Source organism: Enterobacter sp. HK169 (assembly GCF_001719105.1).
Classification (GTDB): domain Bacteria; phylum Pseudomonadota; class Gammaproteobacteria; order Enterobacterales; family Enterobacteriaceae; genus Enterobacter; species Enterobacter asburiae_B.
Genome location: NZ_CP017087.1, coordinates 3,294,890 through 3,317,877, shown reverse-complemented (window position 1 = coordinate 3,317,877; position 22,988 = coordinate 3,294,890). Strand labels below are relative to the sequence as shown.

General features: G+C 58.9%; 21 protein-coding genes. 17 read left to right on the top strand and 4 right to left on the bottom strand.

Annotated features, from left to right (window positions below):
• Positions 1-6 precede the first annotated feature (6 nt).
• The 5 genes from phnL to phnP are packed head-to-tail and all read left to right on the top strand — an operon-like array spanning position 7 to position 3,563.
• A complete protein-coding gene (gene phnL / locus EnteroDNA1_RS15740; RefSeq protein ID WP_069303540.1) occupies positions 7-687 on the top strand; it encodes a phosphonate C-P lyase system protein PhnL in 681 nt (226 codons plus the stop codon).
• Positions 684-1,820, top strand: coding sequence for an alpha-D-ribose 1-methylphosphonate 5-triphosphate diphosphatase (gene phnM, locus EnteroDNA1_RS15735; protein WP_069303539.1), 1,137 nt, complete (start codon positions 684-686; stop codon positions 1,818-1,820). The genes phnL and phnM overlap by 4 nt, the downstream gene beginning before the upstream one ends.
• Complete coding sequence (phnN, locus tag EnteroDNA1_RS15730; protein ID WP_134211171.1) at positions 1,817-2,368, top strand: ribose 1,5-bisphosphokinase; 552 nt, start codon at positions 1,817-1,819, stop codon at positions 2,366-2,368. The genes phnM and phnN overlap by 4 nt, the downstream gene beginning before the upstream one ends.
• The gene (gene phnO / locus EnteroDNA1_RS15725) at positions 2,361-2,795 is read left to right on the top strand and encodes an aminoalkylphosphonate N-acetyltransferase (RefSeq protein WP_069303537.1); all 435 of its coding nucleotides are present in this window, start codon (positions 2,361-2,363) and stop codon (positions 2,793-2,795) included. The genes phnN and phnO overlap by 8 nt, the downstream gene beginning before the upstream one ends.
• A gap of 9 nt (positions 2,796-2,804) precedes the next feature.
• Positions 2,805-3,563: a phosphonate metabolism protein PhnP gene (gene phnP, locus EnteroDNA1_RS15720; protein WP_069303536.1), complete on the top strand. Its 759-nt coding sequence runs from the start codon at positions 2,805-2,807 to the stop codon at positions 3,561-3,563.
• A 40-nt stretch (positions 3,564-3,603) separates the two neighbouring features.
• Here the strand turns inward: phnP and yjdP are convergent, their stop codons facing one another.
• Complete coding sequence (gene yjdP, locus EnteroDNA1_RS15715) at positions 3,604-3,927, bottom strand: DDRRRQL repeat protein YjdP (RefSeq protein WP_033144428.1); 324 nt, start codon at positions 3,925-3,927, stop codon at positions 3,604-3,606.
• Between the two features lie 69 nt (positions 3,928-3,996).
• Positions 3,997-6,279, bottom strand: coding sequence for an ATP-binding protein (locus tag EnteroDNA1_RS15710; protein ID WP_069303535.1), 2,283 nt, complete (start codon positions 6,277-6,279; stop codon positions 3,997-3,999).
• A 232-nt stretch (positions 6,280-6,511) separates the two neighbouring features.
• Between EnteroDNA1_RS15710 and EnteroDNA1_RS15705 the strand changes: the two genes are divergently transcribed.
• The 6 genes from EnteroDNA1_RS15705 to EnteroDNA1_RS15680 all read left to right on the top strand — a co-directional run bounded on the left by EnteroDNA1_RS15705 (position 6,512) and on the right by EnteroDNA1_RS15680 (position 12,681).
• The gene (locus EnteroDNA1_RS15705) at positions 6,512-8,032 is read left to right on the top strand and encodes a sugar ABC transporter ATP-binding protein (protein WP_039262390.1); all 1,521 of its coding nucleotides are present in this window, start codon (positions 6,512-6,514) and stop codon (positions 8,030-8,032) included.
• On the top strand, positions 8,029-9,024 hold the full coding sequence (locus EnteroDNA1_RS15700) for an ABC transporter permease subunit (RefSeq protein ID WP_023310077.1): 996 nt from the start codon (positions 8,029-8,031) through the stop codon (positions 9,022-9,024). Before EnteroDNA1_RS15705 ends, EnteroDNA1_RS15700 begins: the two co-directional genes overlap by 4 nt.
• 32 nt (positions 9,025-9,056) lie before the next feature.
• Entirely contained in the window at positions 9,057-9,998 is a 942-nt protein-coding gene (locus EnteroDNA1_RS15695; protein WP_021242935.1) for an ABC transporter substrate-binding protein, read from the top strand.
• Between the two features lie 121 nt (positions 9,999-10,119).
• Positions 10,120-10,806 carry a D-lyxose/D-mannose isomerase gene (locus tag EnteroDNA1_RS15690; RefSeq protein WP_047059282.1) on the top strand — a complete coding sequence of 229 codons (687 nt, stop codon included), beginning with the start codon at positions 10,120-10,122 and terminating at the stop codon, positions 10,804-10,806.
• 10 nt (positions 10,807-10,816) lie between these two features.
• Positions 10,817-11,677 (top strand): ketose 1,6-bisphosphate aldolase, encoded by an 861-nt coding sequence (locus tag EnteroDNA1_RS15685; RefSeq protein ID WP_033144425.1) that lies wholly within the window; start codon positions 10,817-10,819, stop codon positions 11,675-11,677.
• Positions 11,677-12,681, top strand: coding sequence for a carbohydrate kinase family protein (locus EnteroDNA1_RS15680; protein ID WP_039262394.1), 1,005 nt, complete (start codon positions 11,677-11,679; stop codon positions 12,679-12,681). The genes EnteroDNA1_RS15685 and EnteroDNA1_RS15680 overlap by 1 nt, the downstream gene beginning before the upstream one ends.
• Here the strand turns inward: EnteroDNA1_RS15680 and EnteroDNA1_RS15675 are convergent.
• The gene (locus EnteroDNA1_RS15675) at positions 12,678-13,409 is read right to left on the bottom strand and encodes a response regulator (protein WP_029740750.1); all 732 of its coding nucleotides are present in this window, start codon (positions 13,407-13,409) and stop codon (positions 12,678-12,680) included. The two genes, EnteroDNA1_RS15680 and EnteroDNA1_RS15675, sit on opposite strands and share 4 nt — an antisense overlap.
• A gap of 256 nt (positions 13,410-13,665) precedes the next feature.
• Here EnteroDNA1_RS15675 and fdhF point away from each other — a divergent pair, with 256 nt between their 5' ends.
• From fdhF to EnteroDNA1_RS15655, 3 genes are all read left to right on the top strand, one after another.
• Entirely contained in the window at positions 13,666-15,813 is a 2,148-nt protein-coding gene (gene fdhF, locus EnteroDNA1_RS15665; protein WP_083239556.1) for a formate dehydrogenase subunit alpha, read from the top strand.
• Between the two features lie 323 nt (positions 15,814-16,136).
• Positions 16,137-16,289, top strand: coding sequence for a Hok/Gef family protein (locus tag EnteroDNA1_RS15660; protein WP_032644722.1), 153 nt, complete (start codon positions 16,137-16,139; stop codon positions 16,287-16,289).
• Positions 16,290-16,410: 121 nt separating this feature from the next.
• Positions 16,411-17,085: a tetratricopeptide repeat protein gene (locus EnteroDNA1_RS15655; RefSeq protein ID WP_069303533.1), complete on the top strand. Its 675-nt coding sequence runs from the start codon at positions 16,411-16,413 to the stop codon at positions 17,083-17,085.
• Between the two features lie 83 nt (positions 17,086-17,168).
• Here EnteroDNA1_RS15655 and gltP read toward each other — a convergent pair whose 3' ends face one another.
• A complete protein-coding gene (gene gltP, locus EnteroDNA1_RS15650; protein ID WP_023310067.1) occupies positions 17,169-18,482 on the bottom strand; it encodes a glutamate/aspartate:proton symporter GltP in 1,314 nt (437 codons plus the stop codon).
• A gap of 423 nt (positions 18,483-18,905) precedes the next feature.
• On the opposite strand from gltP, the gene acs reads away from it, so the two are divergent.
• From acs to actP, 3 genes are all read left to right on the top strand, one after another.
• Positions 18,906-20,864 carry an acetate--CoA ligase gene (acs, locus tag EnteroDNA1_RS15645; protein ID WP_069303532.1) on the top strand — a complete coding sequence of 653 codons (1,959 nt, stop codon included), beginning with the start codon at positions 18,906-18,908 and terminating at the stop codon, positions 20,862-20,864.
• Positions 20,865-20,999: 135 nt separating this feature from the next.
• On the top strand, positions 21,000-21,314 hold the full coding sequence (locus EnteroDNA1_RS15640; protein ID WP_023310065.1) for a DUF485 domain-containing protein: 315 nt from the start codon (positions 21,000-21,002) through the stop codon (positions 21,312-21,314).
• On the top strand, positions 21,311-22,960 hold the full coding sequence (gene actP / locus EnteroDNA1_RS15635; RefSeq protein WP_033144419.1) for a cation/acetate symporter ActP: 1,650 nt from the start codon (positions 21,311-21,313) through the stop codon (positions 22,958-22,960). Before EnteroDNA1_RS15640 ends, actP begins: the two co-directional genes overlap by 4 nt.
• The last annotated feature ends 28 nt before the right edge of the window (positions 22,961-22,988 follow it).

Sequence of the window (22,988 nt, the reverse complement as noted above, 5' to 3'; positions counted from 1 at the left end):
GCCAACATGATCCACGTACAAAACGTAAGTAAGACCTTTGTGCTCCACCAGCAAAACGGCGTGCGCCTGCCGGTGCTGCAAAATGCCTCGTTAGAGGTCAGCAGCGGCGAATGCGTGGTGCTGCACGGCCATTCCGGCAGCGGAAAATCCACCCTGCTACGCTCCCTGTACGCCAACTATCTGCCGGATGAAGGCCACATTCACATTCGCCACAACGATGAATGGGTCGATCTGGTGCAGGCCCCCGCGCGCAAAGTGCTGGAAGTGCGCCGCACGACGATCGGCTGGGTGAGCCAGTTTCTGCGGGTGATCCCGCGGATCTCCGCCCTGGACGTAGTGATGCAGCCGCTGCTGGATCTCGGCGTGCCGCGAGAAGCCTGCGCCGCCAAAGCCGCCAGCCTGCTGACGCGCCTCAACGTGCCTGAACGCCTGTGGCACCTTGCCCCGTCGACCTTTTCCGGCGGCGAGCAGCAGCGCGTCAATATCGCCCGCGGGTTTGTCGTCGACTACCCGATTTTACTTCTGGATGAACCCACCGCCTCGCTCGACGGCAAAAACAGCGCCGCCGTGGTGGAACTGATCGAACAGGCCAAAGCGCGCGGCGCGGCGATCGTCGGGATCTTCCACGACGACGCCGTACGCAGCCGCGTGGCGGACAGATTGCACCCGATGGGGACAAACGCATGATTATCAATAACGTCAGGCTGGTGCTGGAAAATGAAGTGGTTAATGGCTCGGTTGAAGTTCATGAAGGCGTTATTCGCGCCTTTGCCGAAACCCAAAGCCGTACCCCTGAAGCGATGGACGGTGAAGGCGGCTGGCTGCTGCCGGGGCTGATTGAGCTGCATACCGATAATCTGGACAAATTTTTCACCCCGCGCCCGAAGGTCGACTGGCCCGCCCATTCGGCGATGAGCAGCCACGACGCGCTGATGGTCGCCAGCGGCATTACCACCGTGCTGGACGCGGTGGCGATTGGCGACGTGCGCGACGGCGGCGATCGACTGGAGAATCTGGAGAAGATGATCAACGCCGTGGAAGAGACGCAAAAGCGCGGCCTCAACCGCGCCGAGCACCGTCTGCACCTGCGCTGCGAGCTGCCGCACCACACCACCCTGCCGCTGTTTGAAAAGCTGGTCGGGCGCGAGCCGGTCTCGCTGGTCTCCCTGATGGACCATTCGCCGGGGCAGCGCCAGTTCGCCAACATTGAAAAGTATCGCGAATACTATCAGGGCAAATATTCTCTCAGCGATGCGGAGATGGCGCGCTACGAGGAAGAGCAGCTGGCGCTTGCCGCCCAGTGGTCGCAGCCAAACCGTCTCAGGATTGCCGCGATGTGTCGTGACCGCAATATCGCGCTGGCCAGCCATGACGACGCCACGCACGATCACGTGCGCGAATCCCATCAGCTTGGCAGCGTGATCGCCGAATTTCCCACCACGTTTGAAGCGGCTGAAGCCTCCCGCAGGCACGGCATGAACGTGCTGATGGGCGCACCGAACATCGTGCGCGGCGGATCGCACTCCGGCAACGTCGCGGCAAGCAGGCTTGCCTCCCTGGGTCTGCTGGATATCCTCTCATCCGACTACTATCCCGCCAGCCTGCTGGATGCGGCGTTCCGGGTGGCCGACGACGAGAGCAACAGCTTTACGCTGCCGCAGGCGATTCGCCTGGTGACGAAAAACCCGGCCTCGGCGCTTAATCTTCAGGATCGCGGGGAAATCGCCGAGGGTAAACGCGCGGATCTGGTGCTGGCCCACCGCAAGGGCGAGCACGTTCACATCGACCACGTCTGGCGTCAGGGAAAAAGGGTGTTCTGATGGGAAGGCTCATCTGGTTAATGGGGCCCTCGGGTTCCGGTAAAGACAGCCTGCTGTCCGCCTTACGGCAGCGGGAACATCCGCAGCTGCTGGTCGCACACCGCTATATTACCCGCGCGGCCAATGCCGGGAGTGAAAACCATATCGCCCTGAGCGAGCAGGAGTTTTTCATCCGTGCCGGGCAAAACCTGCTGGCGCTGAGCTGGCACGCCAACGGTTATTACTATGGCGTGGGCATCGAGACCGATCTGTGGCTGCATGCGGGCTTCGACGTGCTGGTTAACGGCTCGCGTGCGCATCTGCCGCAAGCGCGCGCCCGCTATGAGGCGGCTCTGCTGCCGGTCTGCCTGCAGGTTTCGCCGGACGTCCTGCGCAGCCGGTTGCAGAGTCGGGGGCGTGAATCAGCCCGTGAGATCGATCAGCGGCTTGAGCGTGCGGCCCGCTATGCCCCGTCCGACTGCCACATCCTCAATAACGACGGAAGTTTGCTACAGTCAGTCGAGACCTTTTTATCGCTTATCCGTCAGAAGGAGAAACAGCATGCCTGACTGCCAGCTTCGCCCCGCCACCGCCGACGATGCGCAGAGTGTTTACGCCCTGATCTGCGAGCTCAAGCAGGCAGAGTTCGATCGCCAGGCGTTCCACGCCGGGTTTCTTGCCAATCTGCAGGATCGCAACATGCGCTACCAGCTTGCGGAGAGAGAGGGACAGGTCATCGGCATGATCGGGCTGCACATGCAGTTTCACCTGCACCATGCGCGCTGGATCGGCGAGATCCAGGAGCTGGTGGTGATGCCGCAGGCGCGAGGGTTAAAGGTCGGAAGTCAGCTGCTGGCCTGGGCGGAAGAGGTAGCGCGACAGGGTGGCGCTGAACTGACCGAACTTTCCACCAGCGTGAAGCGCACCGACGCGCACCGTTTTTACGTTCGTGAAGGATACACGCAGAGCCATTTCCGATTCACCAAACCGCTGTAGAGGTGCGCTATGAGTCTGACCATCACGTTGACGGGAACGGGTGGCGCCCAGCTGGTGCCGGTCTTTGGCTGCGACTGCGCGGCGTGTCGCCGGGCGCGCCTGCAGGATAACTATCGCCGTCGCCCGTGCAGCGCGGTGGTGAAATTCAACGATGCCGTCACCCTGCTGGATGCCGGTATTCCGCACCTGATGGACGATTGGCCGGCGGGCAGCTTCCAGCAGTTATTGCTCACCCATTACCATATGGATCACGTTCAGGGGCTGTTCCCCCTGCGCTGGGGCGTGGGGGCGACGATCCCGGTTTACGGTCCGCCGGACGACGCCGGATGCGACGACCTGTTTAAGCACCCCGGCATTCTGGATTTCAGCCACACGGTCGAACCGTTTGTGATGTTTGAGCTTCAGGGTTTACGGGTCACGCCGCTGCCGCTCAACCATTCAAAACTGACCTTCGGGTATTTGCTGGAATCGGCCCACAGCCGCGTGGCCTGGCTCTCCGACACCGCCGGACTGCCGGAGAAAACGGTGAAGTTCCTGCTCAACAACCAGCCGCAGGCAATAATTATCGACTGCAGCCATGAGCCGCGCGAGGAAACGCCGCGAAACCATTGCGACTTAAATACCGTGATTGCGTTAAACGAAGCGATTGGCTGCCCGCAGGTGATCCTGACGCACATCAGCCATCAGTTTGACGTGTGGATGATGGATAACCCGCTGCCGCAGGGCATAGAAGCGGGCTATGACGGGATGATGCTGGTGCTGGATTAGGTTTTCTCCCTCTCCTGTGGGAGAGGGCAACAGGCCGCACTTAGCCTCGATCGTAATCGTCTTCTAACCTGCGCTCATCCTCTTCCAGACGACGTCTGTCGTCATCCAGCTGACGCTGACGTTCATCTAAACGACGGCGTCTGTCTTCAAGCTGCCGACGACGATCGTCGTATTGTCGACTGTCGATTTGACGGCTGCGGTCATAACGATCGTCGTCGTCATTGCTGCGGCTGCTGCTGGGGTTATAGGCATCGTTGATCGCCTGCTGAATGTTGCCAATAGCATCATCAACAATATCGGCATGAGCCAGTTGGCTGGTGAGTGACAGCAGACCGAATAACAGAGCAGTTGAGTAACGTTTCATAAGGCCAGACTCGCAGGTGAACTGGCCTTACGATAATGAACGGCGGGAAGCCGGGGTAGCGGAGGAATCTCAAATTACCATAACCTTGCGCAGCGCCTGCGCCAGCTGCACCCGCGTAAACGGCTTACGCAGTAGCGGGACGTCCGGCAGCTGAGGGTTATGCGCGGGCCGTAGATCCTGGCCGCTGATCAGCAGCACCGGAAGCTGCGGATAATGGCTGCGCACATGGTTAATCACTTCGGCCCCGCTGAGGCTGCCGGGCAGCATCAGGTCGCTGATAAACATGCCAATATCCGGTGACGCCGCCAGCATATTCAGCGCCTGCTCGCCGTTGTCCGCTTCCAGCGTCAGGTAGCCGAGCTGATGCAGCTGTTCGCACAGGGTCTGACGGACATCCGCCTCATCTTCCAGCACCAGAACCAGCCGCTCGCTATCCACGGAGTCGGTGGCTGACAACGCTTCATCATCTGCAGCGGCGGGCAGCACCGAGCGCGGGAGGTGAAGCCGAACGGTCGTTCCCTGCCCCGGCGCGCTTTCAATTTCCACGCGGCCGCCGGACTGACGCACAAAGCCGTAGACCATCGACAGGCCTAATCCGCTCCCGCTTCCGGTCTGCTTGGTGGTGAAGAACGGTTCAAAGACCCGGGATTTCACCTCCTGCGACATGCCGCTGCCGCGGTCAATCACCTCCAGCGCCACCATATCCTGCCTGCGCCCGTCGCTGCGGGTGACGCGCTGATTCCAGGTCCGGATTTTAATCACCCCGCCTTGCCCTTCCATCGCATCGCGCGCGTTCATCACCAGGTTGATGATGGCGTTTTCCAGCTGGCTAACGTCAATCCACGCGGGCCACGCCGGGGTTTGCGCTTCAATCTCCAGGGTCAGGGTAGCAGGCAGGGAGTGGCGCATCAGCTCCCGGAGGTTCTCCAGCAGCGGCAGCATCTCTACCGCATGCGGCGTCAGGGACTGCTTGCGGGAAAACGCCAGCAGGCGCTGCGTCAGTAAGGCACCCCGCTCGGCCGCCTTCAGCGCCCGGGTAATGCGCGGCGCGTCTTTTGATTCGGGGTCGGTGAGCTCAAGGCTGCCGATGATTACCGCCAGCAGGTTGTTAAAATCATGCGCCAGCCCGCCGGTCAGCTGTCCGACCGCCTTCATCTTCTGGCTGTGCAGCAGCGCCTCTTCCAGCCCCTGACGCTCAACGCGGTCGATCTCCATCTGCGTGGTTTTCTCTTTCAGCAGGCGCGTGGTGTGCTCAAGCGAGGCGGTATTGCGGGCAAAAACGTTAAACGCGCGCGCCAGCTCGCCCAGCTCATCGCGCCGCTGGAGGGCGGGAACGGAGACATCCTGTTCGCCGTGAGCAAGGCGCGACATCGCCCGGGAAATCGCCGTCAGGTTAGAGGCCAGATTGCGGTAGATATACCAGCAGGCGCACCCGGTGATGATCAGCGCCAGCACGGCGAAGAAGCTGATAAACACGCTGATGGACTGCAGCTCGTGATGGCTCTGGGCCGTGCGAAGCCGGGAAGCCTGCGCCACCTGCCCGACGTACTGATTAATGTCGCTGTTGAGGATCGCCACCAGCGCCTTGATGTGGAACATATACCAGCTTATCGCCAGATCGCTCTCTTCCAGCTGCTTCGACAGCGGGGCGAGCTTGCCTAACTCGGCATTAAAATCAGGCAGAACCCCCTTCACGACCGGCTGTACGGCACTCCGGGGCAGCGCTGCGGCCACGGCGTCCAGCTGCTGAACGGTCGCGCGCGGCGAAGGGGTGTCGATGGCGGCGGCGATCAGCCGGTCCATCTCCATCAGCTGCTGCGCATCCGGCACGTTGCTGTCGTAACGGCGGTTGATGTCCTGCAGATGACGCAGGTAGCTCTGGCTTTGATACAGCGAGCTCAGCAGAGCGTTACGCTCCAGATGGCGCCGCTGGCCGCGCTCAAGCATCTCCGTCACGCTCTGCTGTAGCTCATTGCTTCGTTGAATAATACGCGCCACCAGCGTCGGCTCCTGCTGCGCCAGCGGCGCTTCCGCAAGCTGTTCCAGCGAGCGGCGCAGCGCCATTTGCGTCTGCTTCAGGCGCTCGGCTTCGCCTTTATATTCCAGCGCCCCGACGACCTGCGAAAGCCGCACCGCCGCCGTCGCCACGTTGGCGGTATCGCGGGCCAGGTTCATGCTGCCGGTCATATCGTCCAGCGTTTGCTGCTGAACCTGCTCCTGGATTTGACTGGCGTGACGAAAGCCGAGCACCGCCACGCCGCTCACCATCAGCGTCACGGCGACCACCAGCAGATTAAAAATCAGCAGGCGGCCTCGGGCGCTGGCGAAAAAGGGCGGGCGGCGTGATGGCATGGGTTTGGGCTCCTGAGCGGTTTGGTGTCCCCTCACCCTAACCCTCTCCCCAAAGGGGCGAGGGAATGATTTGCTCCCTCTCCCTTTCAGGGAGAGGGCCGGGGTGAGGGTAGTTCAATACTGTGATCTACATTAGCTATTCATAACTATGACAAATATGAACAGCTTCTGACATTTTGCATTTACGCACCTGTGATGAAGTGCAGATATCGGCATTCGCAGGAGATCCGCCATGAGCAGAACCCCGGTATTAGAGATGCGCAGCATTGCCAAAACGTTTGGCAGTTTCCACGCGCTCAAGGGTGTGGATTTGACGGTCTTTCCCGGAGAGATCCACGCGCTGATGGGCGAAAACGGCGCGGGAAAAAGCACGCTGATGAAAATCCTCGCGGGAGCCTATACCGCCACCAGCGGTGAGATCCTGATCGACGGTCAGCCGTTTCACATTAAAGGGCCGAAAGATGCGCTGGCCGCAGGCATTACCCTGATTTATCAGGAGATGCAGCTCGCGCCCAACCTGACCGTTGCCGAAAATATTTTTCTTGGCAGCGAGCTGTCGCGCGGCGGGATGGTGCAGCGCAAAGAGATGGCCGCCCAGGCGCAGGCGGTGATTGAGCGCCTCGGCGCACAGTTCAATGCCACCGACCTGGTGATGAAGCTGACCATCGCCGAGCAGCAGCAGGTGGAAATCGCCCGCGCGCTGCACCGCAACAGCCGCATTCTGGTGATGGATGAGCCCACCGCCGCCCTCTCCTCGCGGGAAACGCATCGCCTGTTTGAACTGATTTTGCGCCTGCGCGATGAAGGGATGGCGATCATCTATATCAGCCACCGCATGGCGGAAGTGTATGAACTCTCTGATCGCGTCAGCGTTCTGCGCGACGGGCAGTACGTCGGCAGCCTGACGCGCGACAAGCTAAACGCCTCCGAGCTGGTGCGCATGATGGTGGGCCGCCCGTTAAGCGATCTGTTCAACAAAGAGCGTGATATTCCCCTCGGCAGCCCGCGCCTCAACGTCCACCACCTCACCGACGGTAAAAAGGTACAGCCGTGCAGCCTGCAGGTCCGTTCCGGCGAAATCGTCGGGCTGGCGGGCCTGGTGGGGGCCGGACGCTCCGAGCTGGCGCAGCTGATTTTCGGCGTGCGTAAAGCCACCGGCGGCATGATTGAGGTCGACGGCGAGCCGGTGGTGATCCACTCCCCGCGTGCGGCCATCGAAAACGGCATCGGTTTTCTCACCGAGAACCGCAAGGAGCAGGGGCTGTTTCTGGAGCTGGCGGCGCAGGAGAACATCACCATGGCGACGCTGGAGCGCGACGCGACCTTCGGTATGTTAAACCGCAAAAAAGCGCAGGCCATTTCCGATGACGCCATTGCCCTGCTTAACATCCGCGTGCCCCATTCGCAGGTTCGGGCGGGCGGGCTGTCCGGCGGCAATCAGCAAAAGCTGCTGATCTCCCGCTGGGTGGCCATCGGTCCGCGCATTCTGATTCTGGACGAACCCACGCGCGGCGTGGACGTCGGCGCGAAAAGCGAGATCTACCGCATCATGAACCAGATGGCGCGCAAAGGGGTGGCGATTTTAATGATCTCCAGCGAGCTGCCGGAAGTGGTGGGCATGAGCGACCGGGTGTACGTGATGCGGGAAGGCAGCATTGCGGGTGAACTCCACGGGCGCGACATCTCTCAGGAAAACATTATGACGCTGGCAACCGGCGTGAACGACACTCATCATCAGGCGGTGCAATCATGACAACTCCAACCCATCCGCAGCAGGTGGCGAAATCCGCCTCCGCCAAAAAAATGCTGATGAGCGATCTGATGCAAACGGTCGGCATCCTGCCGATTCTTATCCTGATTGTGGCGGTATTTGGCTTTATCGCCCCGAACTTCTTCACCGAGAGCAACCTGCTCAACATTACCCGTCAGGCGTCGATCAACATCGTGCTGGCGGCGGGAATGACCTTCATCATTTTAACCGGCGGGATTGACCTCTCCGTGGGCTCGATTCTGGGCACCACGGCGGTAGCGGCGATGGTGGTCTCGCTTATCCCTGAATTTGCGATGCTCTCCATTCCGGCAGCGCTGATGCTCGGCATGGTGCTGGGTCTGTTCAACGGCGCGCTGGTGGCCTTTGCCGGGCTGCCGCCCTTCATCGTGACGCTCGGCACCTATACGGCGCTGCGCGGCGCGGCGTATCTGCTGGCGGACGGCACGACGGTCATTAACTCCAACATCAGCTTCGAGTGGATCGGCAATAACTACCTCGGCCCGATCCCGTGGCTGGTTGTCATTGCCCTTGCGGTGATTGCGGTGTGCTGGTTCATCCTGCGCCGCACCACGCTCGGCGTCCACATCTACGCGGTGGGCGGCAACATGCAGGCGGCGCGACTGACCGGCATCAAGGTCTGGCTGGTGCTGCTGTTTGTCTACGGCATGAGCGGCCTGCTCTCCGGGCTCGGCGGCGTGATGAGCGCCTCGCGCCTCTACAGCGCCAACGGCAACCTCGGCACGGGCTACGAGCTGGATGCGATTGCGGCGGTGATCCTCGGCGGCACCAGCTTCGTCGGCGGGATCGGCACGATCACCGGCACGCTGGTCGGCGCATTAATCATCGCCACCCTCAACAACGGCATGACGCTGATGGGCGTCTCCTACTTCTGGCAGCTGGTGATCAAAGGGGCGGTGATCATCATAGCGGTGCTGATCGACAAATACCGTACCCGACACCATCAAAGTGCATAACAACAAAACCCTACAGCTTCGAGGAAAACAACATGCGTTTGAAACCGTTAGTGACCGCGCTCTGTGCTGGCGCGCTGCTTGCCGCAACGCCGTTTGCGCAGGCAAAAGATCTGAAGTCCATCGGCGTGACGGTGGGCGACCTGGCCAACCCGTTCTTTGTGCAGATCACCAAAGGTGCCGAGCTGGAAGCGCGCAAGCTGGCTGGCGATAACGTCAAGGTGACGCTGGTCTCCAGCGGTTACGATCTGGGCCAGCAGGTGGCGCAGATCGATAACTTCATCGCCGCGAAGGTGGACATGATCATCCTCAACGCCGCGGATTCCAAAGGGATCGGACCGGCGGTGAAGCGCGCGAAGGACGCCGGGATCGTGGTCGTTGCGGTTGACGTGGCGGCGGAAGGGGCGGATGCGACCATCACCTCCGATAACACCCAGGCGGGCGAAATGGCCTGTAAGTACATTACCGATCGCCTGAAAGGCAAAGGCAACGTGGTGATCATCAACGGACCGCCGGTCTCTGCGGTGCAAAACCGCGTGGAAGGCTGCCAGACGGAATTCAAAAAACATCCGGATATCAAGGTGCTCTCGGATAACCAAAACGCCAAGGGCAGTCGTGAAGGCGGTCTGGAAGTCATGACCTCCCTGCTGGCGGCCAATCCGAAGATCGACGGCGTGTTTGCGATTAACGATCCGACGGCGATCGGTGCCGATCTGGCCGCGAAGCAGGCTCAGCGCAACGAGTTCTTTATCGTCGGCGTGGATGGCAGCCCGGACGGTGAGGAAGCGCTGAAGCGCGAAAACTCGCTGTTTGTCGCGACCCCGGCGCAGGATCCGCAGGTGATGGCGGCAAAAGCGGTGGAGATCGGCTATGACATTCTACAGGGCAAACCTGCGCCGAAAGCGCCGGTGCTGATCCCGGTGACGATGATCGATAAAAAGAACGTCGGGACCTATAAGGGGTGGACGGTTAAGTAACCTCGTTGCGGCCTGATGCCCTCACCCTAACCCTCTCCCACAGGGAGAGGGAACTTATTTCCCCCTCTCCTTGAGGGAGAGGGCCGGGGTGAGGGGATGGCATAAAATTCAAGGAGTCCCCATGAAACGCTCCGACATCAATGAAATTCTCGGCCACACGCGACAGTTTTTTTCCATGCACGACGTGCACCTCCCGCCTTTTGCCAGCTTTCCGCCAACGAAATGGCAGCAGCTTGACCAGGCCGCATGGCAGGAAGTGTTCGACCTCAAGCTCGGCTGGGACGTGACGGCGTTCGGCGGCAACAGCTTTGCCGCTGAGGGCCTGACGCTGTTTACCCTGCGCAACGGCTCGCCCAACGGCGTGCCTTATGAAAAGTGCTATGCCGAAAAAATTATGCACGTGCGCGACGGCCAGGTGACGCCGATGCATTTTCACTGGCGCAAGCGGGAAGACATCATCAACCGGGGCGGCGGGAATCTGATTATTGAGTTATGGAATGCCGGGGCGCATGAAGAGACGGAAAACACCGACGTGACGGTCACCGTCGACGGCTGCCGTCAGACCCACGCGCCCGGAAGCCAGCTGCGCCTCACGCCAGGGGAAAGCATCTGCCTGACACCCACTCTGTACCACAGCTTCTGGGGCGAACGCGGCTTCGGCGACGTGCTGGTTGGGGAGGTGTCATCGGTAAACGACGACGAGCACGACAACCACTTTTTGCAGCCCGTTGCCCGCTATAACAACATCGAAGAAGACGAACCGGCGCTGCTGGTGCTGTGCAACGAGTACAACCTGTTCCGGATATAAGGAGTAAATGATGCCATTGATCTCTCTTGCCGACGGTCTGGAGCACGCCAGGGCGCATCGCTACGCGCTGGGCGCGTTTAACGTGCTCGACTCCCACTTCCTGCGCGCGCTGTTCGCCGCCGCGAAGCAGGAACGCTCGCCGTTTATCATCAACATCGCCGAAGTGCATTTTAAGTACGTCTCCCTGGATTCGCTTGTCGAAGCGGTTAAGTTCGAAGCCGCCCGTCACGATATTCCCGTGGTGCTCAACCTCGACCACGGCCTGCATTTCGAGGCGGTGGTGCGCGCCCTGCGCTTAGGGTTCAGCTCGGTAATGTTCGATGGCTCTACGCTGAGCTATGAGGAGAACATTCGCCAGACGCGGGAGGTGGTGAAGATGTGCCACGCGGTCGGCGTGTCGGTGGAGGCGGAGCTGGGCGCGGTCGGTGGCGATGAAGGCGGCGCGCTGTACGGTCATGCGGATGAAGCGTTCTTTACCGATCCGCAGCTGGCGCGCGAATTTGTCGATTCAACCGGCATTGACGCGCTGGCGGTTGCCATCGGCAACGCGCACGGCAAATACAAAGGCGAGCCGAAACTCGATTTCCCACGCCTGGACGCCATTCGCCAGCAGACGGGGCTGCCGCTGGTTTTACACGGCGGCTCCGGGATTAGCGATGCCGACTTCCGCCGCGCCATCGAGCTCGGCATTCATAAAATTAACTTCTACACCGGCATGTCGCAGGCCGCACTCGCCGCCGTTGAGCAGCGCATGGCGAACCGCCAGCCGCTGTACGATGAATTTGCCGAGCTGTTGCTGGGGATAGAAGAGGCGATTGCCGATACGGTCGCCGAACAGATGCGCATCTTCGGCAGCGCGGGGCAGGCATAATGGAACGCAAAGGCATCATCGCCGCAGGCAACATGCTGGTGGATCACGTCCACCAGATCGTGCAGTGGCCGGAGCGCGGCTGGCTGGCGGAAATCACCCACAGCGAACGCTCAACCGGCGGCGCGCCGCTCAACGTGCTGCTGACGCTGGCGAAAATGCACGTTGGCCTGCCGCTGCAGGCGGTGGGGCTGATTGGCGAAGATGCCGACGGGGATTACATTCTGGCGATGCTGGACCAGTACCACGTCAACCGCCAGCGCGTCCAGCGCACCACCTTTGCACCAACCTCCATGTCGCAGGTGATGACCGATCCCAGCGGACAGCGCACCTTTTTCCACTCGCCGGGCGCCAACCGCCTGCTGGATCTTCCCGCCTTCGATCGCTTAGACGGATCGATGAAGATCTTCCATCTCGGCTACCTGCTGCTGCTCGACAGCCTGGATATGCCCGATGACGAGTTTGGCACCCGCAGCGCGCGCCTGCTGGCGCAGATGCGCGACCAGGGGTATGAAACGTCGCTCGATCTGGTTTCCCGCAAGGGCGACCCGCGCTATCAGCCGCTGGTGCTCCCAGCCCTGCGCCACCTTGATTATCTGGTGATTAACGAGCTGGAAGCCGGGGAGTTTAGCGGACTGGAGATGCGCGACGCCGACGATGCGCTGAATATCGCCCATATCGCCGATGCCGCGACGCAGCTGCTGGCGGCAGGCGTGCGTCAGCGGGTGGTGATCCACTGTCCGGAAGGCGCATGGGGCGAAGCGCCGGGTGAGCAAGGTCGCTGGATCCCCTCATGGTTACTGGAGCAGAAAGAGATTGTCGGCAGCGTTGGCGCGGGCGATGCGTTTTGCGCGGGGTTTTTATACGGCTGCCATGAATCGCTCCCGCTCACGGAGAGCATTTATCTGGCACACGCCTGCGCGCGGGCCAGCCTGCTGGCCGCCAACGCGATTGACGGCGCGAAAACGCTGGCCGAGCTGCAGCTGTTTATCAAAGAGAATACCTAGGCCGCTTTCTCGCTATGGGAAACGTCGGTGGCAAACACATAGCCCAGCCCACGGATGGTTTTGATGAGCGCAGGCTGATGCGGGTTAGCCTCTATCTTCCGGCGCAGGCGCATGATCAACACGTCAATCGTGCGGTCGAACACGTCCGCGCTTTCGCTGTGGGTCAGCTCAAGCAGCCGGTCACGGCTCAGCACCCGACGGGCATTTTGCGTGAGCGCCAGCAGCAAGCCGTACTCGCCCTGGGTTAAGGGGACAGGGTTACGCTGCGGATCGCTCAGTTCACAGCGGGTGGTATCGAGCGTCCATCCGTTAAAAGCAATGCCCGCGACGGGCGCTGCGGGAACTTCCGCCGCCAGCACGCCGGTACGGCGCAATACCGCTTTTACGCGGGCGACCACCACGCGCGGGTTGAAAGGTTTGCCGATATAATCGTCAGCCCCCATCTCCAGCCCCACCACCACGTCTGACTCACTGCCCAGCCCGGTTAACATGATCACCGGCAGCGCTGGGCGCTGCTTTTGCAGCTGCAGCAAAACCTGTAAGCCGTTGATATCCGGCAGCATCATATCCAGCAGCACCAGCGCGATATTCGGCTCCTGCTGTACCTGCCGCAGTGCATCCTGGCCGTTATGGCAGACAAGCACACTAAAGACGTGCTCGCTCAGCACGTCCTGAAGCAGTTCGCAGACTGCCGTATCGTCATCAACCACCAGGATCGCCGGTTTCATCGTATGCTTCCGTCAGGGGATTATGTTAAGTCTGAACCATTCTGCCGTCGGCTCCAGTCAAATGGTTTTTTCAGTGACGGAAATTCAACCCATGTCACATCCGCTGCCCTGTCGACACGTCAATTTTGACGATTGGCTGCTTTTTGTCAGGGTTTTCACCGCGAAGGGACCGTAAAGTCAGGGTATACCCATACAAAAAACATGGCATAGAAGCTGCATAGTGGGTGCGAATGATTCGATTAACTGGAGCAGACTGATGAAAAAAGTCGTCACGGTTTGCCCTTATTGTGCCTCAGGTTGCAAGATCCACCTGGTGGTCGATAACGGCAAAATCGTCCGGGCGGAGGCCGCACAGGGGAAAACCAACCAGGGCACGCTATGCCTGAAAGGTTACTACGGCTGGGATTTTATTAACGATACCCAAATCCTCACCCCGCGCCTGAAAATCCCTATGATCCGCCGCGAGCGCGGCGGCAAGCTGGAAGCCGTCTCCTGGAGCGAGGCGCTGGATTACGTCGCCACGCGTCTGAGCGCCATCAAGGCCAAGTATGGCCCGGATGCGATTCAGACCACCGGCTCTTCACGCGGGACCGGGAATGAAACCAACTATGTGATGCAAAAATTCGCGCGCGCCGTTATTGGAACCAATAACGTCGACTGCTGCGCTCGCGTTTGACACGGCCCATCGGTTGCAGGTCTGCACCAGTCGGTCGGTAACGGCGCAATGAGTAATGCCATCAACGAGATAGATAACACCGATCTCGTCTTCATCTTTGGTTATAACCCGGCGGATTCTCACCCTATCGTCGCGAACCACGTTATTCGCGCTAAGCAGAACGGGGCGAAAATCATCGTCTGCGATCCGCGCAAAATTGAAACCGCGCGCATTGCGGATATGCACATCGCGTTGAAAAACGGCTCGAACATCGCGCTGTTGAACGCAATGGGGCACGTCATTATTGAGGAGAACCTGTACGACCAGGCGTTTGTCGCGACCCGTACGGAAGGTTTTGAAGAGTATCGGAAAATTGTCGAAGGCTATACGCCAGAGTCGGTGGAAACAATCACCGGCGTCAGCGCGCAGGAGATCCGCCAGGCGGCACGGATGTATGCCGGGGCGAAAACCGCCGCCATCCTGTGGGGAATGGGCGTGACCCAGTTCTATCAGGGCGTGGAAACCGTGCGTTCTCTGACGAGCCTCGCGATGCTGACCGGCAATCTGGGTAAAGCGCACGTCGGCGTCAACCCGGTACGTGGTCAGAATAACGTCCAGGGCGCCTGCGATATGGGCGCGCTGCCGGACACCTACCCGGGCTACCAGTACGTGAAGTTCCCGGAAAACCGCGCTAAGTTCGCGAAGGCCTGGGGCGTGGAAAGCCTGCCGGAACACACCGGGTATCGCATCAGCGAGCTGCCGCACCGCGCGGCGCACGGCGAAGTGCGTGCGGCCTACATCATGGGTGAAGATCCGCTCCAGACCGACGCCGAGCTGTCTGCTGTGCGCAAAGGGTTTGAGGATCTGGAGCTGGTGATTGTCCAGGATATCTTCATGACCAAAACCGCGGCGGCGGCGGATGTGATTCTACCGTCAACCTCCTGGGGCGAGCATGAAGGCGTCTACACGGCGGCGGACCGCGGCTTCCAGCGCTTCTTTAAGGCGGTCGAGCCGAAGTGGGACCTGAAAACGGACTGGCAGATCATCAGCGAAATCGCCACCCGCATGGGCTACCCGATGCACTACAACAACACTCAGGAGATCTGGGACGAGCTGCGCAATCTGTGCCCGGACTTCTACGGGGCAACCTACGAAAAAATGGGTGAGCTGGGATACATCCAGTGGCCGTGTCGCGATGAGTCCGAAGCCGATCAGGGGACGTCATACCTCTTTAAAGAGAAGTTCGACACCCCGAACGGGCTGGCGCAGTTCTTCACCTGCGACTGGGTCGCGCCAATCGATAAGCTCACCGACGAGTATCCGATGGTGCTCTCCACCGTGCGTGAAGTGGGCCACTATTCCTGTCGTTCGATGACCGGCAACTGCGCCGCGCTGGCGGCGCTGGCGGACGAACCGGGCTACGCGCAAATCAACACTGCCGACGCAGAGCGCCTCGGCATTGAGGATGAAGCGCTGGTGTGGGTGAACTCGCGCAAAGGCCGGATCATTACCCGTGCGCAGGTCAGCGATCGTCCGAACAAAGGGGCGGTCTATATGACCTACCAGTGGTGGATTGGCGCCTGTAACGAGCTGGTGACGGAGAACTTAAGTCCGATAACCAAAACGCCGGAGTATAAATACTGCGCCGTACGCGTGGAGCCGATTGCGGATCAGCACGCTGCGGAACAGTATGTCATCGACGAATATAACAAGCTGAAAGCCCGACTGCGCGAAAGCGCAATGGGCTGAAGCCGTTAATTAATCAGTGAATAAAGGGAGTGAGATATTCACTCCCTTTTTATTTCCGATTAACTCATCAAATATATGAATTATTATTCTGGAAAGCGGCTCGCAGAAATAATGTAATTTTCGCGAAAAAGAATTACATCTTTGCATTTTAATTCAGAGGGATAAGATGTGCGGCGGGTGCTTAAGACTTTCTGTCTTGAGCATTGTTGAGGGACAGAAAGTAGAAAGCCCCGGGAAATTTTCATTTACCCGAGGCTACTCTCCCTCAACTCCGACAAGTTGAGAGTAGCCTCTTATTCTTTTTTTGACAAGGAGTAAAAGGCATGACGCCATTAAAAACTGCGTTAGGCATCGTCTTTATTATTTGCCTGACGATAGTGATCTTTACCTTTATTACTCGAGGTAAGTTATGCGAGTTTTCAATAAAGGGTGAACATCAGGAGGTGGCGGCAAAATTAGCCTGTAACGCAGGCTAACCTCTACGGGCGGAACCACTGTTCCGCCCGGCTTGCAGGATGCTGAGGTCTTAATGCACCCATTTTTTTCTTCTGTCGCCGCGATTATACTGCGCGGCGTGTACCCCGATGATAAGAACCCATGAAACATATTTTTCTGTTGTTGTTACTTTTTACATCGCTTGTCCGTGCCGACGAGATTGGCAGTCAGTACAAAGAACAGGCTGAAGCGGGTGACGCCCGTGCCCAGTATTATTTGGCCGATACATACTTTAGCTCCGGTGACAGCAAGCAGGCCGCGCTGTGGGCCGAGAAAGCCGCTAAAGGTGGCGATGTCGACGCCATGGGGCTGCTCTCTCAAATCCTCTTTACCCAGGGAAATTATGCGCAAGCTAAGGCACTGGCGCAGCAGGCAACCATCGCGGGCAGCAAACGCGGCGCGATCATGCTGGCGCGCGTGCTGGTCAACACTCAGGCAGGTAAAACTGACTATCCTCAGGCCATCAAACTGCTGCAAACGGCGGCCGAAGATATCGATAACGACTCTGCGGTAGATGCGCAAATGCTGCTGGGGCTGATTTATGCCAACGGCGTTGAAGTGGTCCAGGACGACGTACAGGCCGCCTCGTGGTTCAAGCGGAGCTCGGCACTTTCACGCACGGGCTACGCCGAGTACTGGGCAGGGATGTTGTTCAGGCAGGGTGAGAAAGGCTTTATCACGCCCAATAAACAGAAAGCGCTGTACTGGTTGAACCTGAGCTGCACTGAAGGGTTTGATACGGGATGCGAAGAGTTTGATGCGCTGAGCGGAGAGTAAAGCATTGCCCGGTGGCGCTGCGCTTATCGGGCCTACGGCTTGTGTAGGCCGGGTAAGGCGAAGCCGCCACCCGGCTTTTAACATTACTGGTCAGCCGTCTTATCAAAACGACCCAGCACCTCGCGTTCATACGCCAGCGCTTTTTTACGATCGAATTTGTGTTCCCACTTGGCGATAACCAGCACCGCCAGGGCATTCCCCACCACGTTCAGCGCGGTACGCGCCATGTCGAGGATACGGTCGACACCGGCGATAAACGCCAGACCTTCCAGCGGAATACCGACGCTGCCAAGCGTCGCCAGCAGCACCACGAAGGAGACGCCCGGAACGCCTGCAATACCTTTGGACGTCACCATCAGCGTCAGCACCAGCACGATCTCCTGCCACAGCGACAGGTCAATGCCGTACAGCTGCGCAATAAAGATAGCGGCGATGCTCTGGTACAGCGTCGAACCGTCCAGGTTAAAGGAATAGCCGGTCGGTACCACGAAGCTGGTAATAGAGGCAGGCGCGCCGTAGGCTTCCATCTTCTCAATGATGCGCGGCAGCACGCTCTCAGAACTTGCCGTGGAGTACGCCAGAATCAGCTCATCTTTCAGGATGCGAATCAGGATCCAGATGCTCAGCCCGCACAGGCGCGCCACGATCCCCAGCACCACCAGCGCGAAGAACAAAATGGCGAAGTGCACCAGGAGCACCAGCTTCGCCAGCGGCCACAGGGAGGCAAAACCGAAGTTCGCCACGGTGACGGCGATAAGCGCAAACACCCCTACCGGCGCGTAACGCATCACCATGTGGGTCACTTTAAACATGGTTTCGGAGATAGAGCGGAACACGGTCACCAGCGGCTCACGGTGCGTCGCCGGCAGGGAAGAGAGCCCCAGACCAAACAGCACCGAGAAGAAGATGATAGGCAGCATCTCGCCCTTCGCCATCGACGCCACGATGTTGGTCGGCACCAGCGACAGGATAGTGCCCATCAGGCCATGCGCATGGCTCTGCACGTCAGCGGTCGTACTTTGGTATTTCGAAATATCCACCGTTGCCAGCTGCGACATATCGATCCCGGACCCCGGCTGGAACACGTTCGCCAGCGTGATACCGAGGATAATCGCAACCGTAGTGATCACTTCGAAATAGATAATGGTTTTCGCACCAATACGGCCTAACTGTTTCGCATCGCCGACGCCCGCAATACCGACCACCAGCGTCGAGATCACAATCGGCACCACAATCATCTTGATCAGATGAATAAAGATATCCCCTGCCGGTGAAAGCAAGTTCGCAATCAGCCATTCGCGGCTGTCGCTATGATAGTGGAGGTAACTGCCCAGCAAGATGCCCAGCACAAGGGCGATTAAGATCTGCCAGGCAAGGCTGACTTTAACGTTTTTCATAGAAACTGACTTCCTCAATGAAGCGCCTTGTTCACTCAAACTGCATGAACAGGGAGACATACTGAAAGGGTATGAATTGTGTTGCGTTGGTTTATGGGATTTTTTAACGCGGCGTATGAGTATCATTTGCGCGACCTGTTGCGCAAGCCTTAAAGAACGACGCGTTTCACTCACAAAAGCGACGATGACGGGAGTTTGTTCTAATTCTGATAAATAACCTTTTGTTATAAAAACGCTTTTTTAAACATAAATGTGAATAATCGTCAGCATCAATTATTTTCCTTCAAAGTTTCATTCGCTCAATTTTCATACTCTTCAAACAATGCGTGATCTGTAGCCCAAATAATAAACAAAGCTTGTAAAGCCCCTACAATTAACGTTTTTGCGACATATTATTAACATCTTACAAGGAGAAAAAAAGCCATGAGCCAAATACATAAACACGACATTCCCGCAAATATTGCGGACCGTTGCCTGATCACCCCGGAGCAGTACCACGAGAATTATCAGCAATCTATCACCGCCCCGGACACCTTCTGGGGTGAGCAGGGCCATATCCTTGACTGGATCAAACCTTATCAGAAGGTGAAGAACACCTCCTTTGCGCCCGGCAATGTCTCCATTAAATGGTATGAAGATGGCACCCTGAACCTGGCGGCGAACTGCCTCGATCGTCACCTCGCCGAGCGCGGGAATGAGACGGCCATCATCTGGGAAGGTGATGACGCTTCGCAAAGCAAACATATTACGTACAAAGAGCTGCACCGCGACGTGTGCCGCTTCGCCAACGTCCTGCTGGAAAAGGGCATTAAAAAAGGCGATGTAGTCGCTATTTATATGCCGATGGTGCCGGAAGCTGCGGTGGCCATGCTGGCCTGCGCGCGTATCGGCGCGATCCACTCGGTCATTTTCGGCGGGTTCTCGCCAGAGGCGGTAGCGGGCCGCATTGTCGATTCCAGTTCAAAACTGGTGATCACCGCCGATGAAGGCGTGCGCGCCGGACGCGGTATCCCACTGAAGAAAAACGTCGACGAAGCGCTGAAAAACCCGAACGTCAAAACGGTCAGTAACGTCATCGTCCTTAAGCGTACCGGCGGCAAAATCGACTGGACCGAGGGGCGCGACCTGTGGTGGAGCGACCTGATTGAGAACGCGAGCGACCAGCAACAGCCGGAAGAGATGAACGCAGAAGATCCGCTGTTCATTCTTTATACCTCCGGCTCCACCGGTAAGCCGAAAGGCGTCCTGCACACCACCGGCGGCTATCTGGTCTATGCGGCCACCACCTTCAAATACGTCTTCGACTACCATCCGGGCGACATCTACTGGTGTACCGCCGACGTGGGCTGGGTTACCGGACACAGCTACCTGCTGTACGGACCGCTGGCCTGTGGCGCAACAACGCTGATGTTTGAGGGCGTACCAAACTGGCCGACCCCGGCGCGTATGTGTCAGGTGGTCGACAAACACCAGGTCAACATTCTCTACACCGCGCCAACGGCGATCCGCGCACTGATGGCGGAAGGCGATAAAGCCATCGAAGGCACTGACCGCTCTTCATTGCGCATCCTCGGTTCCGTGGGTGAGCCAATCAACCCGGAAGCCTGGGAGTGGTACTGGAAGAAAATCGGCAACGAGAAATGCCCGGTGATGGACACCTGGTGGCAGACCGAAACCGGCGGCTTCATGATCACTCCGATGCCGGGCGCCACGCAGCTGAAGGCCGGTTCCGCAACCCGTCCGTTCTTCGGCGTGCAGCCTGCGCTGGTGGATAACGAAGGCAACCCGCTGGAAGGCGCCACCGAAGGCAACCTGGTGATCACAGACTCCTGGCCGGGTCAGGCGCGTACCCTGTTCGGCGATCACGATCGCTTCGAGCAGACCTACTTCTCGACCTTTAAAAACATGTACTTCAGCGGCGACGGCGCGCGTCGTGACGAAGACGGCTATTACTGGATAACCGGGCGCGTGGACGACGTGCTGAACGTCTCCGGCCACCGTCTGGGCACCGCTGAGATTGAATCGGCGCTGGTGTCGCATCCGAAGATTGCCGAAGCGGCGGTTGTGGGCATTCCGCACAACATCAAAGGCCAGGCGATTTACGCCTATGTCACCCTGAACCACGGCGAAGAGCCGTCGCCTGAGCTCTACGCTGAGGTGCGAAACTGGGTGCGTAAAGAGATTGGCCCGCTGGCGACGCCGGACGTGCTGCACTGGACCGACTCTCTGCCGAAAACCCGTTCCGGCAAAATTATGCGTCGTATCTTGCGCAAAATCGCGGCTGGAGACACCAGCAACCTCGGTGATACCTCAACGCTCGCGGATCCTGGCGTGGTGGAAAAACTGCTCGAAGAGAAGCAGGCCATCGCGATGCCTTCCTAGTGTTTTCTCCCTCTCCCTGTGGGAGAGGGCTGGGGTGAGGGCATCAGACCGCACCTTCCTCCCCTCACCCTAACCCTCTCCCCAAAAGGGGGAGGGGACTAAAAACAAACCTACCTTACCTTTGGAGACTCTGTGATGAATAACGATATTTGTCAGCAGATAGAGAATAGTGCGCACTACAGGGAGCTCGTCGATAAGCGGCAACGGTTTGCCTTCATCCTTTCCATCATCATGCTGGTTATCTACGTCGGCTTTATTCTGCTGATCGCCTTTGCCCCGCACTGGCTGGGCACCCCGCTGCACGAGGGAACCAGCGTGACGCGCGGTATTCCGATTGGCATTGGCGTGATTGTGATTTCATTCCTGCTGACCGGCGTCTACGTCTGGCGCGCGAACGGTGAATTCGATCGACTTAATAAAGCGGTACTGCAAGAGGTAAAAGCATCATGAAGAGAGTTCTGACGGCGCTCGCCGCCACGCTTCCCTTTGCCGCCCACGCGGCGGATGCCATTACCGGCGAGGTCCAGCGCCAGCCAACCAACTGGCAGGCCATTGTGATGTTCCTGATTTTCGTCCTGCTGACGCTGTACATCACCTACTGGGCGTCGAAACGCGTGCGCTCCCGTAACGATTACTACACCGCTGGCGGCAACATTACCGGCTTCCAGAACGGGCTGGCGATTGCGGGTGACTTTATGTCCGCCGCCTCTTTCCTCGGGATCTCCGCGCTGGTGTACACCTCCGGCTATGACGGCCTGATTTATTCCCTCGGCTTCCTCGTCGGCTGGCCGATCATCCTGTTCCTGATTGCCGAACGCCTGCGTAACCTGGGCCGCTATACCTTCGCTGACGTGGCCTCCTATCGCCTGAAGCAGGGGCCGATTCGCACCCTCTCCGCCTGCGGTTCGCTGGTGGTGGTGGCGCTGTACCTGATTGCGCAGATGGTCGGCGCGGGTAAATTGATCGAACTGCTGTTCGGCCTGAACTACCACGTCGCGGTGGTGCTGGTTGGCGTGCTGATGGTGATGTACGTGCTGTTCGGCGGCATGCTGGCAACCACCTGGGTGCAGATCATCAAAGCCGTCCTGCTGCTGTTCGGCGCCAGCTTTATGGCCTTTATGGTGATGAAGCACGTCGGGTTCAGCTTCAATAACCTGTTCACCGAAGCGATGGCGGTCCACCCGAAAGGGGAAGCGATCATGAGCCCGGGCGGGCTGGTGAAAGACCCGATATCCGCGCTCTCGCTCGGTCTCGGCCTGATGTTCGGTACCGCGGGCCTGCCGCATATCCTGATGCGCTTCTTCACCGTGAGCGATGCGCGTGAAGCGCGCAAGAGCGTCTTCTACGCCACCGGTTTCATGGGTTACTTCTATATCCTGACCTTTATCATCGGCTTTGGCGCGATCATGCTGGTGGGGGCGAACCCGGCGTTTAAAGACGCGGCGGGCGCGCTGATTGGCGGTAACAACATGGCGGCGGTGCATCTGGCGGACGCGGTGGGCGGTAACCTGTTCCTCGGCTTTATCTCCGCCGTGGCCTTCGCCACCATTCTTGCGGTGGTTGCAGGGCTGACGCTCGCCGGCGCGTCTGCGGTGTCGCATGACCTCTACGCCAACGTTATCCGCAAAGGCGCGAGCGAGCGCGACGAGCTGAAGGTCTCGAAAATCACCGTGCTGGTGCTGGGCGTCGTGGCGATTCTGTTAGGCATTCTGTTCGAGAAGCAGAACATCGCCTTTATGGTGGGGCTGGCCTTCTCGATTGCGGCAAGCTGTAACTTCCCGATCATCCTGCTCTCCATGTACTGGTCGAAGCTGACCACGCGCGGCGCGATGATTGGCGGCTGGCTGGGGCTGCTGACGGCGGTGATCCTGATGATTCTGGGCCCGACCATCTGGGTGCAGATCCTCGGTCACGCAAGCGCTATCTTCCCGTATGAATACCCGGCGCTGTTCTCGATCGCCGTGGCGTTTATCGGCATCTGGTTCTTCTCGGCCACCGACAATTCGCCGGAGGGTAACCTGGAGCGTGAGAAATTCCGCGCCCAGTTTATCCGTTCTCAAACCGGCCTGGGCGTTGAGCAGGGCCGCGCGCACTAAGCCTTTCTCCCCGGTCATTCTGGCCGGG

Excerpts from the sequence above, each read along its gene's own strand:
- phnL (WP_069303540.1), top strand. The coding sequence starts at position 7 with ATGATCCACGTACAAAACGTAAGTAAGACCTTTGTGCTCCACCAGCAA.
- phnM (WP_069303539.1), top strand. The coding sequence starts at position 684 with ATGATTATCAATAACGTCAGGCTGGTGCTGGAAAATGAAGTGGTTAAT.
- phnO (WP_069303537.1), top strand. The coding sequence starts at position 2,361 with ATGCCTGACTGCCAGCTTCGCCCCGCCACCGCCGACGATGCGCAGAGT.
- phnP (WP_069303536.1), top strand. The coding sequence starts at position 2,805 with ATGAGTCTGACCATCACGTTGACGGGAACGGGTGGCGCCCAGCTGGTG.
- yjdP (WP_033144428.1), bottom strand. The coding sequence starts at position 3,927 with ATGAAACGTTACTCAACTGCTCTGTTATTCGGTCTGCTGTCACTCACC.
- EnteroDNA1_RS15710 (WP_069303535.1), bottom strand. The coding sequence starts at position 6,279 with ATGCCATCACGCCGCCCGCCCTTTTTCGCCAGCGCCCGAGGCCGCCTG.
- EnteroDNA1_RS15705 (WP_039262390.1), top strand. The coding sequence starts at position 6,512 with ATGAGCAGAACCCCGGTATTAGAGATGCGCAGCATTGCCAAAACGTTT.
- EnteroDNA1_RS15700 (WP_023310077.1), top strand. The coding sequence starts at position 8,029 with ATGACAACTCCAACCCATCCGCAGCAGGTGGCGAAATCCGCCTCCGCC.
- EnteroDNA1_RS15695 (WP_021242935.1), top strand. The coding sequence starts at position 9,057 with ATGCGTTTGAAACCGTTAGTGACCGCGCTCTGTGCTGGCGCGCTGCTT.
- EnteroDNA1_RS15690 (WP_047059282.1), top strand. The coding sequence starts at position 10,120 with ATGAAACGCTCCGACATCAATGAAATTCTCGGCCACACGCGACAGTTT.
- EnteroDNA1_RS15685 (WP_033144425.1), top strand. The coding sequence starts at position 10,817 with ATGCCATTGATCTCTCTTGCCGACGGTCTGGAGCACGCCAGGGCGCAT.
- EnteroDNA1_RS15680 (WP_039262394.1), top strand. The coding sequence starts at position 11,677 with ATGGAACGCAAAGGCATCATCGCCGCAGGCAACATGCTGGTGGATCAC.
- EnteroDNA1_RS15675 (WP_029740750.1), bottom strand. The coding sequence starts at position 13,409 with ATGAAACCGGCGATCCTGGTGGTTGATGACGATACGGCAGTCTGCGAA.
- EnteroDNA1_RS15660 (WP_032644722.1), top strand. The coding sequence starts at position 16,137 with ATGACGCCATTAAAAACTGCGTTAGGCATCGTCTTTATTATTTGCCTG.
- EnteroDNA1_RS15655 (WP_069303533.1), top strand. The coding sequence starts at position 16,411 with ATGAAACATATTTTTCTGTTGTTGTTACTTTTTACATCGCTTGTCCGT.
- gltP (WP_023310067.1), bottom strand. The coding sequence starts at position 18,482 with ATGAAAAACGTTAAAGTCAGCCTTGCCTGGCAGATCTTAATCGCCCTT.
- acs (WP_069303532.1), top strand. The coding sequence starts at position 18,906 with ATGAGCCAAATACATAAACACGACATTCCCGCAAATATTGCGGACCGT.
- EnteroDNA1_RS15640 (WP_023310065.1), top strand. The coding sequence starts at position 21,000 with ATGAATAACGATATTTGTCAGCAGATAGAGAATAGTGCGCACTACAGG.
- actP (WP_033144419.1), top strand. The coding sequence starts at position 21,311 with ATGAAGAGAGTTCTGACGGCGCTCGCCGCCACGCTTCCCTTTGCCGCC.